We start from the raw sequence: 22098 nt of genomic DNA on the forward strand, positions 1-22098 counted from the left end.
CATCCAAATTGTCAAAGAGCGTGAAGCCGCCCCGCGCCGAAAGCGCAGACAGAGCTTCCGCCGGAAACCCGCAACCCGGTCCACAAGGGACCCTGCCGCTGACACCCGGCTTCAGAGGAACGCCACACAGTGGGTTCTTGAAACGGCCCCGGGCGATCCCCGCGGCCAGATGCCCTGGCGTCAAAACCGGGCAGAACCCGGAAGCGCCGAAGGCCGTCGGCGAGAGCAGCTGGTGTGTCCCGCCGCCGATGTGGCGCTTATATGCCGACACCCCCGCCCCCCGTCAAGCGCCGTTTCGCAGAAAAATGACGCCCGTCNATTCCGCCCCCCTTGGCGGTCTCCCCGGCGCGCATGGCCCGGGGCGCGCGCGTGTTCCCTTCCCTCAAGGCCCCGCAGGACATCTGAATGGACAACTGCCGGTCTCACGCGCAAACTGTTACACAGAAAGAGCAGGGAGATTTACAGCCCTGCTCTGTATTCCGCTGGTTCGGATCTCGCCCATGCAAGGCGGATCCGCGTGTTTGAGGAAGGCGATGCCGCGTATTCTGATCGCCGACGACCACGGTCTTTACCGCAAGGGACTCCGCAGCGCGCTGGAGCTGGCGTTGCCCCACTCCGAGATCGTCGAGGCGGACGGTTTCGACCGGGCGATGGAGCACCTGGAGGACGACGGCTCCTTCGATCTCGCGCTGCTGGACCTCAACATGCCGGGCCTGGTCTTCCCTGACAGCCTGCGCGAGGTCCGCGCCTGCTACCCCCGCCTGCGCTTCGCCATCCTGTCCGCGTCCGATACCCGCACGGATATGCTGACCAGCCTCGCCGCGGGGGCCAACGGCTTCATTTCCAAGCTCCAGACCGACGACGAGATCGTGGCGGCGGTGAAGGACATCCTGGCCGGCAAGATCTACGTCTCGCCCCTCATGGTGAACGGCCCCCAGACGCAAAGCTGGCACGAGCCGGCGGGGAGGCCCGAGATGGCCCCTGATGTGGAGTTCGCCAAGCTCACGCCGCGCCAGCGTGACGTGCTGCCGCTCGTCGCGCGGGGGTTGTCCAACAAGGAGATCGCCCGGGAGTTGCGGATCGCGGAGGCGACCACGAAGATCCACATGGCGGCGCTGCTGCGCGTCCTGGGCGTGCGTAACAGGACGGAAGCCGCGGTGCGGGCCCAGATGCTGATCAGCCGCCACGAAGCGGCGCGGCACGACCAGAACTCCTGATCGGCTGGATCGGTCTACCAGAAGCCGAGCGGGACGGCGTCTTCCGACAGCGGACCTGACGCAGGCTCGGCCTCGAGCGGCGCCCTGAGCACGTAACGAAAACCCTCTTCGGTGAAACTCGACTCCGCGCGGCCGCCCAGCAGCGACGTGCCACTCTCGCCCAGCACGAGGGACCCGAAGCCCTTCCGGCCCGACCGGCGCGGGGCCGGGCCGTCGCTCTCCGCCCATTCGAAGATGAGGGTCTGGGCGCCGGCCTCGTCGGTCTCGAGCCGCCACACCGCGCGCAGCTTGCCATCCGGCACGCTCAAGGCCCCATGCTTCACCGCGTTGGTGGCGAGCTCGTGGACGATCATGGCGAAGCTCTGCGCCATGCCGCCCCGCAGGGTGAGGTTGGGCCCTTCGATCTGGATCTCGTGCTGGGCGCCCCCGTCGAAAGGCGCGATTTCGGTGCGCACCAGTTCCTCGACGCTGGCGCTTTCGGACGCGCCGCGGGTAAGCAGGCGCTCCGCCGCGGCCAGCGCGCGCAACCGCCGCTCCAGGGATATGCGGTAGTCGGCCACGGTCGACTGCGTCTGCGCAGTCAGCTTCACCATAGCGAGGATGACCGGAAACAGGTTGCGTAGCCGATGCCCGAGCTCCCGGACGACGATGTCGCGGGTTTCGCTGCGGCGTCTCTCGTCCTGCTGGCGGCGGAGATCCGTGATGTCCGCCATGACGCAGAGCAGGCGGGAATGGCCGTCCTTGGTGGTGCTGGAGCCCCGCAGGCCGATGACGCGCGCCGGCCCGCCGGGGACGGGCACCCGGAACACGACTTCCAGCCGCGCGGCGCGCGCCAAAGCCTCCTCCACGGCCGCCTCGACCTTGTCCCGATCTTCAGGATGCATCGTCTCGAACAGCCGCGACAGCGGCGTCACGTCCGGCTCGTCGGAGCCCCAGCCGAGGATGCGCCAACAGAGCTCGCCTCCGGAGAAACGGCGCTCGCCATCGATCTCGCAGGCGCCCAGGCCCGCGGCGCGCAGATAGGGAGCGCCTCCGTCGTGGTTGCCTGGCCACCCAGATCCGGACTCGCGCGTCATGGTCCAACCGCCTCGTCTCGCGCCCTCCCGAAGGGGGCAGGACGCCACACCGCCTTCACTATAGACGCGGGCGCGGACGGGCCATACGGCCAAGACTAGGCCTTGCGGATTAGCCCGGCGTCCGTTTTGGCGAGTTCGAGACCGTCAAGCGACGGTAGACGTATTCGTTTTTGTCTGGCGCCGGCTGCTCTTCGGCCAGGGCCTGGGCGACGCGCGCGTGGTGGGGCGAGAGCTTGCAGACAGGGTCAGTGGCGGCGGGATCGCCCGTCATCATCATGGCCTGGCAGCGGCAGCCGCCGAAATCGATCTCCCGGCGGGAGCAGGACAGGCAGGGCTCCTGCATCCAGCCCGTTCCCCGATAGGCGTTGAACGCCGGGTTGTCCTGCCAGATCTCGGCCAGGCCGTGCTCGCTGACGTTCCAGAACGTCAGCCCAGGGATCCCTTCGGAGGCGTGGCAGGGGAGGACCTTCCCAGCGGGCGTCACATTCAGGATGCGCCGGCCCCAACCGCCCATGCAGGCCTTGGGATAGTCGGCGTGGTAGTCGGGGAGCACATGGTCGACCGCGATGAGGTCCTGCAGCTCGGCCTTGAGGGCCTCCACGGCGGCGATCGCACGCAGGGCCGCGTCCCGGGGCGGCAGGAGGAGCGTCCGGTTCGTGAGGGCCCAGCCGTAATACTGGGTGTGGGCGATCTCGACGCGCTGCGCGCCCCACTCCAGGGCCATGCGCACCAGATCGGGGGCGCGGTCCACGTTGGCGCGGTGGACCACCGCATTGATCGTGAGCGGGAGCCCAGCCTCGATCACCTGGCGGGCGATCTCACGCTTGACCGCGAAGGCGCCGCGGTATCCTGCGATCCGGTCGGCCTCGCCGGGCTCGATGTCCTGGACGGAGAGCTGAACGTGGTCCAGCCCGGCGTCGGCAAGCCCCCGGATCAGCTCCGGCTTGTAGCCCACCCCGGAGGTGATGAGGTTGGTGTAGAGCCCCTCGGCGGAGCAGTGGCGCACCAGGTCAAGGATGTCGCGCCGCAAGGCCGGCTCGCCGCCGGACAGGTGGATCTGCAGCACTCCCAGGCGCGCCGCCTCCGAGAAGACGCGCCGCCACTCGTCGGTCCCAAGCTCGCGCGAGCGGGCTTCGAGCTCCAGCGGGTTGGAGCAATAGGGGCATCCCAGCGCGCAGCGGTGCGTCAGTTCGGCCAGAAGGCCAAGCGGCGCGGCGAGAGGCCGCGAAGGGGCCTGCGGCTGATGCGTCATACCGTAATCATGCGCTTCCCCGCCATGTCGGACAACAGGGCCCTGACATCCGCGTCGATGCGTTCGCGCGGGGCCGAGAAGCTGGCTGCGAGGTCGTCCACGATCTCGGCCAGGGTGCGCGCGCCGTCGCAGCGGCGGAGGATCTCGGCGGCGACCGGGTTCGGCTGGATGACGCGCTCCGGCGCGAGCAGGACCCAGGCGTTGCGCACCTCGTCCCGCTTCAACCGGAAGCCCCGCGCCAGACGGGGTCGCGCGTCGTCCGGGATGGTCACCTCAGGCCCTCGCCCGTTTGGGGCCGCCAGGCGCCGGGCGGGATGTGGCCGTCCACATAGGCGTGCCAAAGAGCGTCCAGCTGCACCCAGAGCACGTTGGTCTTGAAGGTGAGGGCGTCGAGGCAGGCCTGCTGCTGCTCGGCCGTCCGGGCGTGCTCCAGGACATAGGCGAGCGCGAAGGCGGAGTCTTGCGCCGCCTGGGGCGGGCGCATGGTGAAGTAGGCCATGGTCTCGGGACTGACGAAGTCGTAGTGCGCCAGCATGCCCGACAGGCGCTCGCCGATGATCTGAGGGGAGAACAGCTCCGTCAGCGAGGAGGCGATCGCCTCGAGCAGCGACCTATCGGCGCAGAAGCGCACATAGGCGTCCACCGCGAACCTGGTCGCGGGCAGGATGCCGCGCATCGACTCGACATAGGCCGTGTCGAAGCCAAGGCCTTCCGTCAGCCTCAGCCAGCGGGCGATGCCGCCCTCGCCAGGGGCGTTCCCGTCATGGTCGACGATGCGCCGACGCCACTCGCGCCGCAGCCCGGCGTCCGGCATGCGGGTCATGACCGTGGCGTCCTTGATCGGGATGGCCGCCTGGTAGCAGTAGCGGTTCAGGGCCCAGGCGCGGACCTCGTCGCGGGCGCACTGGCCGCCGTGGAGGCGCCGGTGAAAGGGGTGCAGGTTGTGATAGCGCCGGGCGCCGATGTCGCGCAGCGCCGCCTCGAGTTGCTCCGGCGAAAGGATCTCGCTCATAACTCGAACTCCATCCCGTCATGCGCGACGGTCCAGCCGGCGGCCTCCACCGTGGCCCTTTCGGGCGAGGTCTCGACCAGAACCGGGTTGGTGTTGTTGATGTGGACGTAGACGCGGCGGGGGATGTCGAGGCCGGACAACAGGGCCATGGAGCCCTCCGGTCCGGACATGGGGACGTGCCCCATGCGGCGGGCGGTCTTGGGCGAGAGGCCCAGGCGCGGCATTTCGTCGTCCGTGAAGGCAGTGCCGTCAAAGAAGAGCAGAGGCGCGCCGGCGAGTCGGTCGCGCAAGGCCGGCGTGACGGCCGCGCAGCCGGGCACGTAGAAGAAGCCGGTCCGGCCGTCCCACACTTCGACGCCGACGACGCTTTCCGTCTCGGCGCCGATCTCCACGGCATCCCTCTCCAGATACAAGGGAACCTTGCCCGGCGTGGCGAAGGCGCGAACGCGCAACCCCGAGCGGGTCTCGATCCAGGCATCAAGCGGCATGGCTTGCTCTTCGACGAGGCTCCGGTCGAGCACGCCGAAAATGCTGTCCCCGCGCAGGATCTGGAGCGTCGCCTCCGTGGCGTGGAGCGCGAAGGGCTGCCGCTCACGAAGTGTCAGCAGGCCCGCGACGTGGTCCACGTCGCCGTTGGTCAGAAGCACATCGGAAATGGGGCTGTCGCGACCTTCCCCTCTCGGGTGAAGCGCAGGCGTGGCCTGAATCTGAGCGCGGATGTCGGGCGAGGCGTTCAGGACCAGCCAGCGGACGCCGTCCGCCGTCGCGGCGATGCTCGACTGGGTCCGAGGCCGCACATCGAGGCCGCCGGCCCATGCCTTGCGGCAATTGGGGCAAGCGCAGTTCCATTGCGGGAAGCCGCCCCCCGCAGCCGAGCCAAGGACGATGATGCGCACCGGCCGCTTGTCACCGTAGAACGGGAAAGGGCCGCCGCCGCATGCTCACGGCGACGGCGAAGCCTGATTCAGATCTCGACAGGATCGATCTCAGCCGACTCGTAGCTCGTCACTTCCATGCCGACGCAGATCTCGGTGAGTTCCGGGGTGGTCCAAGCCATGAGCATGCTCCTCCACAGTGGCGTGCGCCTTCGTGGCGCCTTCGCACAACTGGAGAGGCTAGCAAAAGTTCGGGGGCTTGTCCCGCCCGTGATGGGCCGAACCGCCGCTCCATTCGCAGGCCACTACTGCGCGACCTCCCGAGACCTGCTATGGCGCTGCCGTGGACGACTTCTCCCGCGCCGTTTCCCTGGCGCTTCACCTTCTCGCGAGCTTCGACGCCGAACTGTACCAGGTGATCGGCCTGTCGCTGCGCGTCAGCCTGTCGGCCACGCTGATCGCCTTTCTGCTTGGGGCCCCCCTGGGCGCGGCGTTGGCGATCAGCCGCTTTCGGGCCCGCGGGGCCATGGTGGTGACCGTCAACGCGCTCCTGGGATTGCCGCCCGTGGTGGTCGGCCTCGCCTTGTACCTGCTCCTGTCGCGCTCGGGACCGTTCGGGTCGCTGGGCCTCCTGTTCACGCCCGGCGCCATGGTGGCCGCGCAGGCGATCCTGGCGTTGCCCATCGTGGCGGCGCTGACGCATCGGGCCGTGGAGGGCTATTGGAGGGATTACGGACCGGCGCTGCTGGTCGACGGCGCCTCCCGGCTCCGGGCCTGCGGCGAAATGCTCAGCATGGCGCGGACGGCGCTGGTGACGGTGGCGCTCGCCGCCTTCGGGCGCTGCATCGCGGAGGTCGGGGCCATCCTGGTGGTGGGGGGCAACATCCGGGGCTTCACCCGCACCATGACCACCGCGATCGCGCTGGAAACGAGCAAGGGCGAGCTCGCGCTCGCCCTTGCCCTCGGATTCACGCTGATCGCGATCAGCGGCGCCGTGAGCGCGGCGGCCTTTGCGCTGGAGCGCGTCGCCGCCCCGCGGTGATCAGGCGATCGGGATCGCGCCCTCGACGACGTGATCGAGCGGCGCGTCGGGGGAGGTCAGCGTCATCTTCACGCGCAAGACCTGGCCGTCCGTCTTGCCGTCACGGACCACTTTCTCGATCTCGCGCTGGGAGGTCACGCCGACCTCCTTCAGGAACTTGCGCAGCGCCATGTTGAAGCGTTCTTCGTCCATGGAGACCCTCCTGTTTCAGGACCGCTCGGTCGAGGCGTTGGGGAAGAAGAGCTGCTGGCCCTCGATCTTGTAGTCCGCAATGGTCTTCTGTCCCTCGGGGGAGATCAACCAGTCGACGAAGGCCTGGCCGTCCTGAGCTTTCACGGAGGGGTGAAGCTTCGGGTTCACCAGCATCACGCCGTACTGGTTGAAGAGGCGCTTGTCGCCCTCGACCAGGATCGCGAGGTCCTGGCGATTCTTGAACGACAGCCATGTGCCGCGGTCCGCGAGGACATAGCCGCCGATGGCCGCCGCCATGTTGAGGGCCGGGCCCATGCCCTGGCCGATCTCGCGATACCAGCCGTCCCTGACCGCCGCGATATCGACGCCGGCGTCCTTCCAGGTGCGCAGCTCGGCCGCGTGTGTGCCCGAGCGGTCGCCGCGCGACACGAAGGGCGCCTTGGCCGCCGCGATCTTGCGGAAGGCGTCCAGCACGTCGGGGTCCTTGGCCACGTGGGCGGGGTCCTGCTTCGGCCCGACGACGACGAAGTCGTTGTACATGACGTCGTAGCGCTTCACGCCCTGGCCTTCGGCCATGAACTTGTCCTCGGCCGCCCGGTCATGGACGAAGACCACGTCTGCGTCGCCCCGGCGGCCTATGTCCAGGGCCTGGCCGGTGCCGACCGCGACGACCTTGACGGCGATGCCGGTCTTCTTGGTGAAGGCGGGCAGCAAGTGACCGAAAAGCCCGGACTGTTCGGTCGAGGTCGTGGAGGCCACCGTAATGAACCGCTCCTGCGCGGAGGCCGGGAGACCAGGGATGCAGGCGCAGAGCGCCAGCGCGGCGGCGAGCAGAATTCGACGTTTCATGCGAGCTCCGAGGCGTTCGCGGCGACCATAGGGGCAAGCGCGGGCCGCCGCCACCCCATCTTTGAATAAACGGCAAAACACCTTGGCCATAATGGGCTGGCGCGCTTTGACAGACTTCTCCAAATCGTTGTTCCGAATAAATCGCGAGGTTCTCATTTGGACTAAAGTATTATGGGCCATGAAGAGAGGGGCTTCGCTCCAAACATCTTGTCAAATTTAGAAGCTGCATTACGAATAAACGAATGATCCGCGGCACAGAACGCGCCGTAAAGGGTCGACCGAGCGCCCCGGCCAACGGCGCGCCTCCAGGAGGAAAGCCATGAGTGTCACGACCGCCCCCGGGTCAGCGCCCAGCGTTGATGTGGGACTGCTTGATCGCGAACGCATCGTCGCAAAACCCGGCTTCAACCGCTGGCTCGTCCCGCCGGCCGCCCTCGCCATCCATCTGTGCATCGGCATGGCGTATGGCTTCAGCGTGTTCTGGCTGCCGCTGTCCCAGGCCATCGGTGTCACCAAGCCGGTCGCCTGCCCCGAGATGGGCTTCGTCCAGGCGCTGTTCACGACCACCTGCGACTGGAAGGTGAGCGACCTGGGCTGGATGTTCACGCTCTTCTTCGTGCTGCTGGGCTCGGCGGCCGCCATCTGGGGCGGCTGGCTGGAGCGGGCGGGGCCGCGCAAGGCTGGCGTGGTCGCGGCCCTGTGCTGGTGCGGCGGCCTGCTGATTTCGGCGCTGGGCGTCTACGTCCACCAGCTCTGGCTGCTGTGGCTCGGCTCCGGCGTGATCGGCGGCATCGGGCTCGGACTGGGCTACATCTCACCCGTTTCGACCCTCATCAAGTGGTTCCCGGACCGGCGCGGCATGGCGACCGGCATGGCCATCATGGGCTTCGGCGGCGGCGCGATGATCGGCTCGCCCCTGGCAGACATGCTGATGAACCACTTCAAGACGCCCACGTCGGTTGGCGTATGGCAGACCTTCGTGGCGCTGGCCGTCATCTACTTCGTCTTCATGCTGGCGGGCGCCTTCGGATACCGCGTGCCGCCGGCCGGCTGGCGCCCGGAGGGATGGACAGCCCCCACCCCTGCGGCCAACGCCATGATCACGCATCGCGACGTGCACCTGCGCGACGCGCACCGGACCTGGCAGTTCTGGGCCATCTGGCTCGCTCTCACGCTCAACGTCAGCGCCGGCATCGGCGTGCTGGGCATGGCCTCCCCGATGCTGCAGGAAATCTTCGCCGGTTCGCTGATCGGCCAACCCGGCGTCGGCTTCACCGAGCTGGGCCCTGACCAGAAGAAGACCATCGCCACCATCGCGGCGGCCTTCGTGGGCCTGCTGTCGCTGTTCAACATCGGCGGCCGGTTCTTCTGGGCCTCGCTGTCGGACCACATCGGCCGGAAGATGACCTACGCCACCTTCTTCGGCCTCGGCATCGTGCTCTACGCGCTCGCGCCCTGGGCGGCGCACGCCGGCAGCACGCTGCTGTTCATCACCTTCTTCTGCGTGATCCTGTCCATGTATGGCGGCGGGTTCTCCACGGTGCCGGCCTACCTGGCGGACATCTTCGGCACCCAGTTCGTCGGCGCCATCCACGGGCGGCTGCTCACGGCGTGGTCCACGGCCGGCATCATCGGCCCGGTTGTGGTGAACTACATCCGCGAAGCGCAGATCGCGGCCGGCGTGCCGCGCGCGCAGGTGTACGACCGGACGATGTACATCCTGGCGGGCATGCTCGTGGTGGGTTTCATCATCAACCTGACGATCCGGCCGCTTCACGAGAAGTGGTTCATGAAGGACGAGGAGGTCGCCGCCCTGCAGGCCAAGGCCAAGGGCGAAGCGGCCGCGGTTCACGGCGGATCCTACGGCATCGGCCGCGGCGGCCTGACCGCGCCGGCGGCGCTCGCGTGGCTGGCTGTCGGGATCCCGATCCTTTGGGGCGTGTGGATCACACTGTCCAAGTCGCTCGTGCTTTTTAAGTAAGCGATGAAGCTGGGCGGCCCACGGGCCGTCCAGCGACTCCAGGGCGCAGCCATTTTGCTGCGCTGCAGTGATGACAGGACGCCGGTCCTGTGCTCTGAATTGTGGCATGCCAGATACCTGGGCAAAATACCTGGGCAACGGAGCAGCAAGGCTCCGGGCCGCCGGGAGAGGAAACGGGCCGAGCTGAGAATGAGCGACCATCGCGAAAACAACGTCCTGCGCTTCGAGCATCCCGGCCTGGGCCGCAAGCGCGCGAAGTCCACGCCAAAGGGCCGCCAGGTCGATCCGGTCGCAGCGCAGGAGATCGCGGACCTGCTGGGCGATCGCCCGCGCCGGCGCGACCTGCTGATCGAGCACCTCCACCTCATCCAGGACCGCTACCACCAGATCTCGGCGGCCCACCTCGCCGCGCTGGCGGACGAGATGAAGCTCGCCTTCGCGGAGGTCTTCGAGGTCGCGACCTTCTACGCCCATTTCGACGTGGTGAAGGAGGGCGAACCCAAGGTTCCGGACCTCACCGTCCGGGTCTGCGACAGTCTCACCTGCGACCTGTACGGCTCCGACACGCTGATCGCCGACCTGAAGGCCAAGCTCGGCCCGGACGTGCGCGTCATCCGCGCCCCCTGCGTCGGCCTGTGCGACCAGGCGCCGGTGGCGGAGGTCGGACACCACTTCATCCACCAGGCGAACCCGGACAACGTGGCCGCGGCCGTCGCGGCCGGGGACACGCACCCCCACGTGCCGGACTACATCGACTACGACGCCTATGTGGCCGGCGGCGGCTACCACCTGCTGCGCACCCTCCGCTCGGGCGCGATGAGCGTCGATGACCTCCTTCAGAAGCTCGACGGCGCGGGGCTGCGCGGCCTCGGCGGCGCCGGCTTCCCCACGGCCCGCAAGTGGCGCGCCGTGCGCGGCGAGCCCGGCCCGCGCGTCATGGCGATCAACGGCGACGAGGGCGAGCCCGGCACCTTCAAGGACCGACACTACCTCAACACCGACCCGCACCGGTTTCTCGAGGGCACGCTCATTGGCGCCCACGTGGTGGAGGCGGAGGACGTCTACCTCTACATCCGCGACGAATATCCGGTCGCGCGCGAGATCCTGGCCCGGGAGATCGTCAAGCTGCCGCCCGGCGGCCCGCGCATCCACCTGCGCCGCGGCGCCGGCGCGTATATCTGCGGTGAAGAGTCGTCGCTGCTCGAGAGCCTGGAGGGCAAGCGCGGCCTGCCCCGGCACAAGCCGCCCTACCCCTTCCAGGTCGGGCTGTTCGGCATGCCGACCCTGATCAACAATGTCGAGACCGTGTACTGGGTGCGCGACATCGTCGAGAAGGGCGCCGAGTGGTGGACCAGCCACGGCCGCAACGGCCGCGTCGGGCTGCGCTCCTATTCGGTGTCCGGCCGGGTCAAGGAGCCGGGCGTGAAGCTCGCCCCTGCCGGCCTCACCATTAGCGAGCTGATCGACGAGTATTGCGGCGGCATGCTGGAGGGCCACAGCTTCAAGGCCTACCTGCCGGGCGGCGCCTCGGGCGGCATCCTGCCGGCGCACATGAACGACATCCCGCTCGATTTCGGCACGCTGGAGAAGTACGGCTGCTTCATCGGCTCGGCGGCCGTGGTGGTGCTCTCCGACAAGGACGACATCCGCTCAGCCGCGCTGAACCTGATGCGCTTCTTCGAGGACGAAAGCTGCGGCCAGTGCACGCCCTGCCGCATCGGCACCCAGAAGGCCGTGAAGCTGATGGAGCGGCCGGTGTGGGACCAGGAGCTTCTGGCGGAGCTCTCCCAGACCATGCGCGACGCCTCCATCTGCGGGCTCGGCCAGGCGGCCTCGAACCCGCTGACCTGCGTCATCAAGTATTTCCCCGACGAATTCGCCCCTCGCGTGGCGGCCGAGTGAGGGACACCCGATCATGAACGTGACCTTCGAACTGGACGGCAAGACCGTCGAAGCCAAGCCCGGCGAGACCATCTGGCAGGTGGCGCTCCGCGAGGGCGTCGAGATTCCCCATCTCTGCTACCTGCCGGAGCCCGGCTACCGGCCGGACGGCAACTGCCGGGTCTGCATGGTGGAGATCGAAGGCGAGCGGGTGCTCGCCGCATCCTGCATGCGCCAGCCCACTGTCGGCATGAAGGTGAAGACCGCCTCCGCCCGCGCCGAGAAGGCGCGCGAGATGGTGATGGAGCTGCTGGTGGCCGACCAGCCGGCCCGGGAGGAGTCGCATGACCCCGAGTCGCGCTTCTGGGGCTGGGCCGAGAAGACCGGCGTCACGGCGAGCCGCTTCCCGGCCGCCGAGCGCTGGAAGGCGGACGTCAGCCACCCGGCCATGCGGGTGAACCTCGACGCGTGTATCCAGTGCGGCCTCTGCGCCCGCGGCTGCCGCGAGGTGCAGGTCAACGACGTGATCGGCATGGCGTACCGCAACGCCGGCGTGAAGCCCGTCTTCGACTTCGACGACCCGATGGGCCAGAGCACCTGCGTGGCCTGCGGCGAGTGCGTGCAGGCCTGCCCGACCGGCGCGCTGATGCCCGCCGCCTACCTGGACGACGACCAGCGCCGCACCGTGTACCCGGACCGCAAGGTCGATTCGCTGTGCCCCTATTGCGGCGTCGGCTGCCAGGTGACGTACAACGTCAAGGACGAGCGCATCGTCTACGCCGAGGGCCGCGACGGCCCGGCCAACCAGAACCGGCTCTGCGTCAAGGGCCGCTTCGGCTTCGACTACATCCACCACCCGCACCGGCTGACCAAGCCGCTGATCCGCCTGCCGAACGCGCCCAAGCACGCCGAGGACCAGGTGGATCCCGCCAACCCGTGGACCCACTTCCGCGAGGCGACCTGGGAGGAGGCGCTGGACGCCGCCGGCCACGGGCTGAAGCGCATCCGCGACGAGCATGGCCGCAAGGCGTTGGCCGGCTTCGGGTCGGCCAAGGGCTCCAACGAGGAGGCGTACCTGTTCCAGAAGCTGGTGCGCACCGGTTTCGGCTCCAACAACGTCGACCACTGCACGCGGCTGTGCCACGCCTCCTCGGTGGCGGCGCTGATGGAAGGCGTGAACTCGGGCGCGGTCTCGGCGCCCTTCGCGGCGGCGCTGGACGCCGAGGTGATTATCGTGATCGGGGCGAACCCGACGGTGAACCACCCGGTGGCGGCCACCTTCATCAAGAACGCGGTGAAGAAGGGCGCCAAGCTGATCGTCGCCGACCCGCGCCGGCAGACCCTGTCGCGGCATGCGACCTATCACCTGCAGTTCAAGCCCGGCAGCGACGTGGCGATGCTGAACGCCATGCTCAACACCATCATCGAAGAGGGCCTAACCGACGACAACTACATCGCCGGCTATACGGAAGGCTTCGAGGAGCTGAAGGAGCGCATCAAGGAGTTCACGCCCGAACGCATGGCGTCGGTCTGCGGCATCCCGGCCCAGACCCTCCGTGAAGTGGCGCGGCTCTACGCCCGCTCCAAGGCCTCCATCATCTTCTGGGGCATGGGGGTGAGCCAGCACGTCCACGGCACGGACAACGCCCGCTGCCTGATCGCGCTGGCGCTGACCACCGGCCAGATCGGCCGGCCCGGCGCGGGCCTGCATCCGCTGCGTGGCCAGAACAACGTGCAGGGCGCGTCCGACGCCGGCCTGATCCCGATGGTGTTCCCGGACTACCAGCCCGTCGAGAAGCCCGAGATCCACAAGATGTTCTCGGAATTCTGGCAGATGGAGCTCGACGACAAGCGCGGGCTCACGGTCGTGGAGATCATGAACGCCATCCACGCGGGGCAGATCCGGGGGATGTACATCGAGGGCGAGAACCCGGCGATGTCGGACCCCGACCTGCAGCACGCCCGCGAGGCGCTGGCGAAACTCGACCACCTCGTGGTGCAGGACCTGTTCCTCACCGAGACCGCGTTCCACGCCAACGTGGTGCTGCCGGCCTCGGCCTTCGCCGAGAAGGTCGGCACTTTCACCAACACGGACCGGCGCGTGCAGCTCGCCCGCCAGGTCATCAAGCCGCCGGGCGACGCCCGGCAGGACTGGTGGATCATCCAGGAAGTGGCGCGCCGCATGGGGCTGGCCTGGACTTACGAGCATCCGCGCGACGTCTTCGCCGAGATGGCGATGGTGATGCCCTCCTTCGCCAACATCACCTGGGAGCGCCTGGAGCGGGAAGGCGCCGTCACCTATCCGGTGGACGCGCCGGACCAGCCCGGCAACGAGATCATCTTCGCGCAGGGTTTCCCAACCGCCAATGGCCGCGGCAAGATCGTGCCGGCCCGGGTGACGCCCCCGGACGAGATCCCGGACGACGAGTTCCCGATGGTGCTCTCGACGGGTCGCGTGCTGGAGCACTGGCACACCGGGTCCATGACCCGGCGCGCCGGCGTGCTGGACGACCTGGAGCCAGAGGCCGTCGCCTTCATGTCGCCCAAGGACCTGGGCCGCATGGGCCTGCGGCCGGGCGATTTCATCCGCATGGAGACGCGCCGCGGCGCGGTCTCAGTGAAGGTGCGGTCGGATCGGGACGTGCCTCAGAACATGGTGTTCATGCCGTTCTGCTACGCGGAAGCCGCTGCGAACCTGCTCACCAACCCGGCGCTGGACCCCTTCGGCAAGATCCCGGAGTTCAAGTTCTGCGCCGTGCGGGTGACGCCGGAGGCCGCCGCCACCGCGGCGGAGTGATCCCGCCGTGCGCGTGATCGGGCTAGCGGGGTGGAGCGGATCGGGCAAGACGACCTTGCTCACCAGCCTCATTCCGCTGCTGGTCCGGCGCGGGCTCACGGTTTCCACGATCAAGCACGCCCATCACGCCTTCGACGTGGACAGGCCGGGCAAGGACTCCTTCGTTCATCGCGAGGCGGGCGCCTCGGAGGTGCTCGTCTCCTCGGCGTCCCGCTGGGCGCTCATGCACGAGCACCGGGGGGCGCCAGAGCCCGCGCTTCCCGAGCTGTTGGGCAAGCTCTCGGCCTGCGACCTCGTGCTGGTGGAGGGCTTCAAGCGCGAGCCCATCCCCAAGCTGGAGATCTGGCGCGCCGCCGTGGGCAAGCCGCCACTGCATCCCGATGATCCCAACATCGTGCTGGTGGCCTCGGACGACCCCTGCCCTGCAGCCCGCGTCCCCGTGCTGCCTCTCGGCGACTTGCCCCGGATCGCCGACGCGCTGCTTGATGCGGCGCGACCGATGAGTGACATGATCGCCGAATGGAACGCGGCGGGATGACCCATGGCCCAGCTGAGTGACGACGCCTTCGCCTTCGGCGGAGAGCTCATGCGGGTGGAAGAGGCGCTGGCGCTCGTTGGCGAGCGGCTGCCGGTCGTGGCCGGCGTGGAAACCGTTCCCTTGTGGCAGGCGGATGGGCGCGTGCTGGCCGAAGATGTCCGCGCCCTGATCTCCCTCCCGCCCTTCGACAACTCCGCCGTGGACGGCTACGCAGCCCGTACGCAGGATCTCGCCGCCGAGGGGGCGACGCGCCTTCCCGTCCGCGGCCGGGTCGCCGCCGGGCACGCGACGGCGGACCTGGCGGCCGGGTGCGCCGCGAGGGTGTTCACCGGGGCGCCCGTCCCGCCCGGGACGGACATCGTGTTCATGCAGGAGGACGTCACCCTCGAGGGCGACGCCGTCCTGTTGCCGCCAGGCCTGAAGAAAGGCGCCAACCTGCGCCGGGCTGGCGAGGACGTCGCGGCCGGCGCGATCGTGCTTCCGGCCGGGCGTCGGTTGCGTCCGCAGGACGTGGCGCTGGCGGCGGCGGTGGGCTGCGCCGATCTGCCCGTGCGCGAGCGCCTGAGGGTGGGACTGTTTTCCACGGGCGACGAGTTGCGGGAACCGGGCGAGCCCCTGGGGCCTGCGCAGATCTACGACTCCAACCGCGCGCTGCTGGCCGCCCTGCTGGGCCGGATGGGCGTCGAGGTGAACGACCTCGGCCGCCTGCCCGACACACGCGTGGCCGTCGAGGGCGCGCTGCGGTCGGCGGCCGGAAGTCACGACCTGCTGGTCACGTCGGGCGGCGTGTCCACCGGCGAGGAGGATCATGTCCGGGCCGCCGTCGAGGCGGCCGGCTCGCTCGTGTTCTGGCGCCTCGCCATCAAGCCCGGTCGGCCCGTGGCCCTGGGCGTGGTCGGCGGGACGCCGCTGGTCGGGCTGCCCGGCAACCCGGTCGCGGTGTTCGTCACCGGCGCGCATGTGTTGCGCCCGCTGGTGGCCCGGCTGCGCGGCGAGACGCTGGAGCCGCTGCCCGCCTTCCCGGTCCGGTGCAGCTTCTCGTACAAGAAAAAATCTGGGCGGCGGGAGTATGTGCGCGTGTCGCTGCGTCGCGAGCCGGACGGGTCGCTTCTCGCGCTCAAGCACGCGCAGGACGGCGCGGGCGTCCTGAGCTCGCTCACCGAGACGACCGGCCTGGTCGAACTCGCCGAAGACAGGCTCGGCGTGCAGGATGGCAACATCGCCCCGTTCATTCCCTACGGCCTCTTGTGGTGATCTCATGAGGGCCGGCGCTGCTCCCCCGAACCGGCGCCCCTCCACGGTCACGAGGCTGACGCCGCTCGCGACGGCGCTCGACCGGTTGGGCGCGCAAGCGCCCCTCGCGAAGCCTGCCCGGATTCCCGTGGATCAGGCGCTCGGGGCCGCGCTGGCGGAGGATGTCGTCGCCGAGGCGCCCGTCCCTGGCCATGCGTTCGCCCTTCGGGACGGCTGGGCGGTCGTCGCCGCGGAAACGGTCGGGGCCTCGGGTTACTCTCCGGCTTTTTTGAGCGCCGCGCCTGCCCTCGTTGCGGCCGGCGAGCCTCTCCCGCCAGGAACGGACGCGGTGCTCCCCCTGTCGGCAGTCGATCCCGACGGCGTCCCTGCCTGCGTCGAAACCGCGGCGCCGTGGGAGGGCGCCCGGCGCGCCGGCGGAGAGGTCCAGTCCACTGCGGTTCTCGCCCGGAAGAGCCAGCGAGTCACGCGCGCGCTCGTCGCCGCGCTCCAGGCGGCGGGCGTGGGGAATGTCGCCGTGCGGAACCCGTGCGTGGCGTTCGCGCCCGATCTGGAGCCGGTGACCCGCTCGGTCGTGGCGTGGCTGGTCGGCCCCTCGGCATCGGGCGCGCTGGACCGGAAGCCCTCGCCCCTGTCCCTCTCCCGCCCCGCGGGAGAGGGAGATGCGGGCGAGGCCGGGGAGGGAGGCGCGCGCGAGGCTGGCGCCGCTGTTCTCATCGCGCCCTGGCGCCCGCTCCAGCCCGAAGAGCCCGGCCTCCTCTGCGAGGCCCTGGCGCTCGCGCCCGGCGAGGCAACCTGGATCGCCATCGTCGACGGGCGCGCCGTCGTGCGCATTCCGCCCGTGTTCGGCGCCGCCGTCGCGGTCACATTGGCCTTGCTAAGTCCGGCCCTGGCGCGGCTCGCCGGCGCGCAGGCCGCCGAGCCATCCCGTTCCCTGCCGCTCGGCCGGAAGATCGCGTCACGCGTCGGGTGGAGCGAACTGGCCTTGCTGGGCGTTGACGACGAGCGGTGGACGCCCCTGGCGGTGGGCGACGTGACCATTTCCACCCTGGCGCGGGCCGCCGCCTGGGCGCTTGTTCCCCCCGAAAGCGAAGGCGCGCCGGCGGGCGCTTCCCTCGCAGCCCATCTCTTCGGAGCCGATCCTTGAGCGCACCCATGAAGCCCCCCCAGGGCGCGCATTCCGCCAGCGGCGGAGCCGAGCAGTCGCAATTCCTCACCGTGCTGTCCCGCGACGAGGCGCTGCGGCGCTGGACCGCGGCCCTCGCCCCCAAGCCGATCGGGCGCGAGACGGTGAGCCTCGACGCCTCCCTCGGGCGGGTGCTGGCCGTCTCGGTGGCCGCTCCCATCGACGTGCCGCCGTTCGACCGGTCGCAGATGGACGGCTATGCGGCGCGCTCGGCGGATCTCGCCGGGGCGGCCGAGGACGCTCCGGTCCGGCTGACACTCAACGCGGAGACCGTCGCATGCGGCGTGGCGCCCCGTCTGCCGGTGGGGCCCGGCACGGCGACGCCGATCGCGACGGGCGGGCCCCTGCCCCGGGGCGCGGACGCCGTGATCATGGTGGAGCACACCGACCCGGACGGCCCGGGCGGCATCCTGGCGCGGCGGCCGGTCCCGCCCGGCGGCAACCTGGCCTATGCGGGTTCCGACCTGGCGCGCGGCGAGGTCGTGCTGCGCGCGGGAACGCTGATCGGCGCGCGCGAGATCGGGCTCCTGGCCGCCTGCGGGGTGGCCCAGGCGGAGGTCTGGCGGCGGCCGCGGGTCGCCGTGCTGTCGACGGGCGACGAACTCGCGCAACCGGGGGAGCCGCTCCGACCGGCGCAGATCTACGATTCCAACGGGCCCATCGTGGCGGCGGCGCTGACGGAGAACGGCTGCGATCCGGTCCGCTTCGGGGCCATCCCGGACGACGCTGCGGCCCTGGAAGCGGCCCTGCGGGAGGCGCACGCCACCTGCGACGCGGTGATCCTGTCCGGCGGCACCAGCAAGGGCGCGGGGGACCTCACCTACCGGCTGATCGACCGGCTCGGCGCCCCCGGCATCGTGGCGCACGGCGTGGCGCTCAAGCCCGGCAAGCCGTTGTGCCTCGCAGTCTGCGACGGCAAGGCCGTGGTGGTTCTGCCCGGGTTCCCGACCTCGGCCATGTTCACCTTCCATGACATGGTCGCGCCCGTGCTGCGCCGGCTCGCGGGCCAGCCGCCCCGGGCGGAGGCCAGCCTGGAGGCGCGCGTGCCTGTGCGCGTCCCGTCGGACCTGGGCCGGACGGAGTTCGTCATGGCCTCCCTGGCGCGGACGGACGAGGGTTATGTCGCGTTCCCGCTTGGCAAGGGCTCAGGCTCGGTGTCGAGCTTCTCGCAGGCGGACGGGTTTTTCACCATCGACGCCCTACATGACGGGCTCGACGCCGGCGCCCTTGCGCCCGTCACCCTGCTGGATCCGGGCCTGCGGCCTCCGGATCTCGTGATCGTGGGCAGCCACTGCGTGGGGCTCGAGCCCGTGCTGGACCAGCTCGCGGCGGAGGGCGTCTCGGCGCGCAGCATCGCGGTGGGCAGCATGGCGGGCGTGGCCGCGCTCCGGCGCGGCGAGTGCGACATCGCTCCCATCCACCTCATGGACCCGGCCACGGGCCAATATAACAAGAGCTACGTGCCGGACGGCGCGGAGCTGGTGAAAGGGTGGGGCCGCCTGCAAGGGCTGGCGTTCCGGGCTGGCGACCGTCGCTTCGAGAGCTTCACCCTGGAGCAGGCCCTGAAGCGGGTCGCGGGCGACCCCGACCTCCTGATGGTCAACCGCAATCCGGGATCCGGCACGCGCATCCTCACGGACAAGCTGCTCGCAGGCCGCAAGCCCGAGGGCTACTGGAACCAGCCGCGGTCGCACAACGCCGTCGCGGCAGCCATCGCGCAAGGCCGCGCGGACTGGGGCGTCACCATCCGGCCCGTGGCGGACGCCTACGGCCTGGGCTTCATCCCGATCCTGGACGAGCAGTACGACTTCCTGGTCGCCCGCGCGCGGCGGGACTCGCCCGCCGTCCAGGCCTTCCTCCTCGCGCTCGCGCGGCCGGAGACCGCCGATGCTCTGCTCCAGCGGGGCTTCACGCCGGCGGAGCGGGGCTAGTCGGGGCCGGGGGAAGGCGTATTCAGGCATCCTTTCGGCGCGCGCCGCCCCCGGGATCCCTTTCCCCTTCGCGGCTGCGCCGCTCCGGCCGGGGATGACGGCTGAGCGCTCCACCTCCCGGAACCATCCCGTACGCACACCATTAGCCCGGCGACCTTGAGACGGCGCGGCCGTGCGCCCGAGGAACGTCTGCGCAGCGGGAGGAGACGGGCGTGATCAACGACCTCTGGTACAAGAACGCCGTGATCTACTGCCTCGCGGTCGAGTCCTTCATGGACGCGAACGGGGACGGGGTGGGCGACTTCAAGGGGCTGCTGCGGCGCCTCGACTACCTGCACGGCCTCGGCGTGACCGCCATCTGGCTCATGCCGTTCCAGCCCTCGCCGGGGCGGGACGACGGGTATGACGTGGCGGACTACTACGGCGTCGACCCGCGCTACGGCACGCTGGGCGACTTCGTGGAGTTCACCCACGCCGCGAAGCAGCGCGGCATCCGGGTGCTGATCGACCTCGTGGTGAACCACACCTCCGACCAGCATCCCTGGTTCCAGGCGGCGCGCAAGGATCCGAACTCGCCCTACCGGAACTGGTATGTCTGGTCCAAGAAACGCCCCGCCAACGCCAACGAGGGCATGGTCTTCCCCGGCGTGCAGAAGACGACGTGGACGCGCGACCCAGAGGCGGGCGAGTACTACTTCCACCGCTTCTACGAGTTCCAGCCCGACCTCAACACCGCCAACCCCGAGGTTCAGGCCGAGATCCTGAAGATCATGGGGTTCTGGATCCAGCTAGGCGTCTCCGGCTTCCGCATGGACGCCGTGCCCTTCGTGATCGGCACCAAGGGACCGGACGTCGCCAAGCCCGTCGAGCAGTTCGACATGCTGCGGACCTTCCGGGAGTTCCTGCAGTGGAGGCAGGGCGACTCCGTCATCCTGGCGGAAGCGAACGTGCTGCCGGACACCGACATGGACTATTTCGGCGACGACGGCGACCGCATGCAGATGATGTTCAACTTCCAGGTGAACCAGCATCTGTTCTACGCGCTCGCCGCGGCCGACTGCGGCCCGCTGGTGGAGGCCATCGAGAAGACCAAGCCTCGCCCCCCTACGGCGCAATGGGGCCTTTTCCTGCGCAACCACGACGAACTCGACCTCGGGCGCCTCACAGAGGATCAGCGCCAGGCCGTGTTCGCGGCCTTCGGGCCGGACCAGACCATGCAGCTCTACGGCCGCGGCATCCGCCGCCGGCTCGCGCCCATGCTGGACGGGGATCGCCGGCGCCTGGAGCTGGCCTACAGCCTGATGTTCACCCTGCCGGGCACGCCGGTGGTCCGCTACGGCGACGAGTTCGGCATGGGGGACGACCTCAGCTTGCCGGAGCGCAACGCGACGCGCACGCCCATGCAGTGGTCCACCGAGCCGCACGGGGGCTTCACGAAGAACGACAAACCGGTGAGCCCGGTGATCAGCGAGGGCCCTTATGGGTATGAGCACATCAACGCGGCCGAGCAGCGGCGCGATCCCAACTCTCTGCTGAACTGGACCGAGCGCGTGATCCGCATGCGCAAGGAATGCCCGGAGATCGGGTGGGGCGAGGTGACCGCGCTCGACACCGGCGACAAGTCCGTGCTGGCCCTGCGCTACGACTGGCGCAACAACTCGGTGGTCGTGGTGCACAATCTCGACGGCAAGCCACGCGAGGTGGTTTTCGGACTCGATATGGACGAGAGCCGCCCCGCCCTTATCAATCTGCTGTCGGACGACCACAGCCATCCGGACGAGAAGGGCCGGCACAGCCTCGTCCTGGAGCCCTATGGCTACCGATGGTACCGGGTCGGCGGCCTCGATTACCTGCTGAAGCGCAGCCAGGCCTAGCCTGGAAGCCAGCCCAGGCGTTGGGCCCTAGCCTTGGGCGCCTCTCGTCGCGGCGGCGGCCAGGCCGGCCCCGATGAGCAGGCTGCCGCCAATGCGGTTCACGACCTTCACGGCCCGTGCGTTGCGGACCACCGCCCGGGCCCGTGACGCCACGAGCGCGTACCCGAAGGCGTTGGCGAAGGCGAGCGTCAGGAAGGTCGCCTCGAAAACGATCATCTGGTGGAGGAAATCGGCGTTGCGGTCCAGGAACTGGGGCAGGAACGCCACGAAGAAGGTGAGGCTCTTCGGGTTCAGGGCCGTGACCAGCCAGGCGTGGGCCAGCATGCGCCACACTGGGGCGGCGTCCGTTCGGGCGGTCACGTCCAGGCCCGCGCCGGCGCGCCAGAGCTTCACGCCGAGATAGACGAGGTATGCGGCGCCGATCCACTTCAGGACCGTAAAGACAGTTGCGGAGGCCGCCAGCAGGGCGCCCAGGCCCAGCATGGAGAGCGTCATGGCGGTGAAGTCGCCCAGCGCCACGCCCACCGCCATAGGCAGGGCCGTGCGCCAGCCCTGCCCGAGGGCGTAGGACACGACCAGCAGGATGGTGGGGCCGGGGATGACGAGCAGCACCGCGGACGCCGCCACGAAAGCGAGCCAGGTCTCGATCGTCATCTCCGGTCCTCCATGTCGTGGCAGGAAGCCACGCGCCCGGCGCGTTGTCGAGCGCTCCCGGTCAAGGACGGCGCCAGCCGCGCGTGATCCGGCGCTCCTGGACCACCAGGGCGAGGCGCTCGGTCGGATCCTCGTCCCGCGGCAGGGCCGTGGCGCTGATCACGTCCGCCCGGGTCAGGCCGATATCCTTCAGCTGAACGTCGGTCATGCCGGCGAGCTGCGCCAGGTGCTGGCGGGCGCGCCAGTAGCGCACGGGCCAACCCATCGCCTTGCTGAGAACGGCGCCGGCGGGGCGGAGCCGCGCCGAGAGGGGCCGACGGTCGGGAGCGGCGCGCGCGAGGCGCATGATGATGGTGGGGGACATGGCGGTTCTCCTTGGAGCGACCGTGAGCGAAGCTTCAATCGATCGCCGTTTCCGATGAAAACAGGATGGTGCATGCCTATTGATCGGTCCAACGAATGGTTCTAATCTCTCTCATCGCGAAACGAG

20 protein-coding genes are annotated in these 22098 nt (G+C 69.5%); 10 read left to right on the forward strand and 10 right to left on the reverse strand.

Annotation, left to right across the window (positions count from 1 at the left end):
* Positions 1–533 precede the first annotated feature (533 nt).
* The gene (locus tag SLNSH_RS22530) at positions 534–1217 is read left to right on the forward strand and encodes a LuxR C-terminal-related transcriptional regulator (protein WP_106340232.1); all 684 of its coding nucleotides are present in this window, start codon (positions 534–536) and stop codon (positions 1215–1217) included.
* A gap of 14 nt (positions 1218–1231) precedes the next feature.
* On the opposite strand, the gene SLNSH_RS22535 is transcribed toward SLNSH_RS22530, so the two are convergent.
* The 6 genes from SLNSH_RS22535 to pqqA form a co-directional block, all read right to left on the reverse strand.
* Complete coding sequence (locus SLNSH_RS22535) at positions 1232–2293, reverse strand: sensor histidine kinase (RefSeq protein ID WP_106340234.1); 1062 nt, start codon at positions 2291–2293, stop codon at positions 1232–1234.
* Between the two features lie 109 nt (positions 2294–2402).
* Positions 2403–3545, reverse strand: coding sequence for a pyrroloquinoline quinone biosynthesis protein PqqE (gene pqqE / locus SLNSH_RS22540; protein ID WP_106340236.1), 1143 nt, complete (start codon positions 3543–3545; stop codon positions 2403–2405).
* Positions 3542–3817, reverse strand: coding sequence for a pyrroloquinoline quinone biosynthesis peptide chaperone PqqD (pqqD, locus tag SLNSH_RS22545; protein ID WP_106340238.1), 276 nt, complete (start codon positions 3815–3817; stop codon positions 3542–3544). Before pqqD ends, pqqE begins: the two co-directional genes overlap by 4 nt.
* On the reverse strand, positions 3814–4557 hold the full coding sequence (gene pqqC / locus SLNSH_RS22550) for a pyrroloquinoline-quinone synthase PqqC (protein ID WP_106340240.1): 744 nt from the start codon (positions 4555–4557) through the stop codon (positions 3814–3816). Before pqqC ends, pqqD begins: the two co-directional genes overlap by 4 nt.
* On the reverse strand, positions 4554–5453 hold the full coding sequence (pqqB, locus tag SLNSH_RS22555) for a pyrroloquinoline quinone biosynthesis protein PqqB (protein WP_106340242.1): 900 nt from the start codon (positions 5451–5453) through the stop codon (positions 4554–4556). Before pqqB ends, pqqC begins: the two co-directional genes overlap by 4 nt.
* A gap of 68 nt (positions 5454–5521) precedes the next feature.
* Complete coding sequence (pqqA, locus tag SLNSH_RS22560) at positions 5522–5614, reverse strand: pyrroloquinoline quinone precursor peptide PqqA (protein WP_106340289.1); 93 nt, start codon at positions 5612–5614, stop codon at positions 5522–5524.
* 161 nt (positions 5615–5775) lie between these two features.
* Between pqqA and SLNSH_RS22565 the strand changes: the two genes are divergently transcribed.
* On the forward strand, positions 5776–6474 hold the full coding sequence (locus tag SLNSH_RS22565) for an ABC transporter permease (RefSeq protein ID WP_106340245.1): 699 nt from the start codon (positions 5776–5778) through the stop codon (positions 6472–6474).
* Here the strand turns inward: SLNSH_RS22565 and SLNSH_RS22570 are convergent, their stop codons facing one another.
* Together SLNSH_RS22570 and SLNSH_RS22575 are read right to left on the reverse strand one after the other, a co-directional pair.
* A complete protein-coding gene (locus SLNSH_RS22570) occupies positions 6475–6666 on the reverse strand; it encodes a DUF6494 family protein (RefSeq protein ID WP_106340247.1) in 192 nt (63 codons plus the stop codon).
* Positions 6667–6681: 15 nt separating this feature from the next.
* Positions 6682–7515, reverse strand: coding sequence for an ABC transporter substrate-binding protein (locus tag SLNSH_RS22575; protein ID WP_106340249.1), 834 nt, complete (start codon positions 7513–7515; stop codon positions 6682–6684).
* Positions 7516–7834: 319 nt separating this feature from the next.
* Here SLNSH_RS22575 and SLNSH_RS22580 point away from each other — a divergent pair, with 319 nt between their 5' ends.
* The 8 genes from SLNSH_RS22580 to SLNSH_RS22615 all read left to right on the forward strand — a co-directional run bounded on the left by SLNSH_RS22580 (position 7835) and on the right by SLNSH_RS22615 (position 20954).
* Entirely contained in the window at positions 7835–9496 is a 1662-nt protein-coding gene (locus tag SLNSH_RS22580) for an OFA family MFS transporter (RefSeq protein WP_106340251.1), read from the forward strand.
* A 189-nt stretch (positions 9497–9685) separates the two neighbouring features.
* Positions 9686–11398, forward strand: coding sequence for an NAD(P)H-dependent oxidoreductase subunit E (locus SLNSH_RS22585; protein WP_106340253.1), 1713 nt, complete (start codon positions 9686–9688; stop codon positions 11396–11398).
* Positions 11399–11408: 10 nt separating this feature from the next.
* Entirely contained in the window at positions 11409–14174 is a 2766-nt protein-coding gene (fdhF, locus tag SLNSH_RS22590; RefSeq protein WP_106340255.1) for a formate dehydrogenase subunit alpha, read from the forward strand.
* 7 nt (positions 14175–14181) lie between these two features.
* Positions 14182–14712 (forward strand): molybdopterin-guanine dinucleotide biosynthesis protein B, encoded by a 531-nt coding sequence (gene mobB / locus SLNSH_RS22595; RefSeq protein ID WP_106340257.1) that lies wholly within the window; start codon positions 14182–14184, stop codon positions 14710–14712.
* A gap of 3 nt (positions 14713–14715) precedes the next feature.
* Positions 14716–15966 carry a molybdopterin molybdotransferase MoeA gene (locus SLNSH_RS22600; RefSeq protein ID WP_106340259.1) on the forward strand — a complete coding sequence of 417 codons (1251 nt, stop codon included), beginning with the start codon at positions 14716–14718 and terminating at the stop codon, positions 15964–15966.
* A 4-nt stretch (positions 15967–15970) separates the two neighbouring features.
* Positions 15971–17110 (forward strand): MoeA family protein, encoded by a 1140-nt coding sequence (locus SLNSH_RS22605; protein ID WP_158266860.1) that lies wholly within the window; start codon positions 15971–15973, stop codon positions 17108–17110.
* An 8-nt stretch (positions 17111–17118) separates the two neighbouring features.
* Entirely contained in the window at positions 17119–19080 is a 1962-nt protein-coding gene (locus tag SLNSH_RS22610; RefSeq protein ID WP_106340263.1) for a molybdopterin biosynthesis protein, read from the forward strand.
* A gap of 212 nt (positions 19081–19292) precedes the next feature.
* Positions 19293–20954: an alpha-amylase family protein gene (locus tag SLNSH_RS22615; protein WP_106340265.1), complete on the forward strand. Its 1662-nt coding sequence runs from the start codon at positions 19293–19295 to the stop codon at positions 20952–20954.
* Between the two features lie 27 nt (positions 20955–20981).
* On the opposite strand, the gene SLNSH_RS22620 is transcribed toward SLNSH_RS22615, so the two are convergent.
* Entirely contained in the window at positions 20982–21608 is a 627-nt protein-coding gene (locus SLNSH_RS22620; RefSeq protein ID WP_106340267.1) for a LysE family translocator, read from the reverse strand.
* 61 nt (positions 21609–21669) lie between these two features.
* Entirely contained in the window at positions 21670–21972 is a 303-nt protein-coding gene (locus SLNSH_RS22625; RefSeq protein ID WP_106340269.1) for a YjiS-like domain-containing protein, read from the reverse strand.
* Between the last annotated feature and the right edge of the window lie 126 nt (positions 21973–22098).

The organism is Alsobacter soli, from assembly GCF_003004785.1.
GTDB classification, from domain to species: Bacteria; Pseudomonadota; Alphaproteobacteria; order Rhizobiales; family Beijerinckiaceae; genus Alsobacter; species Alsobacter soli.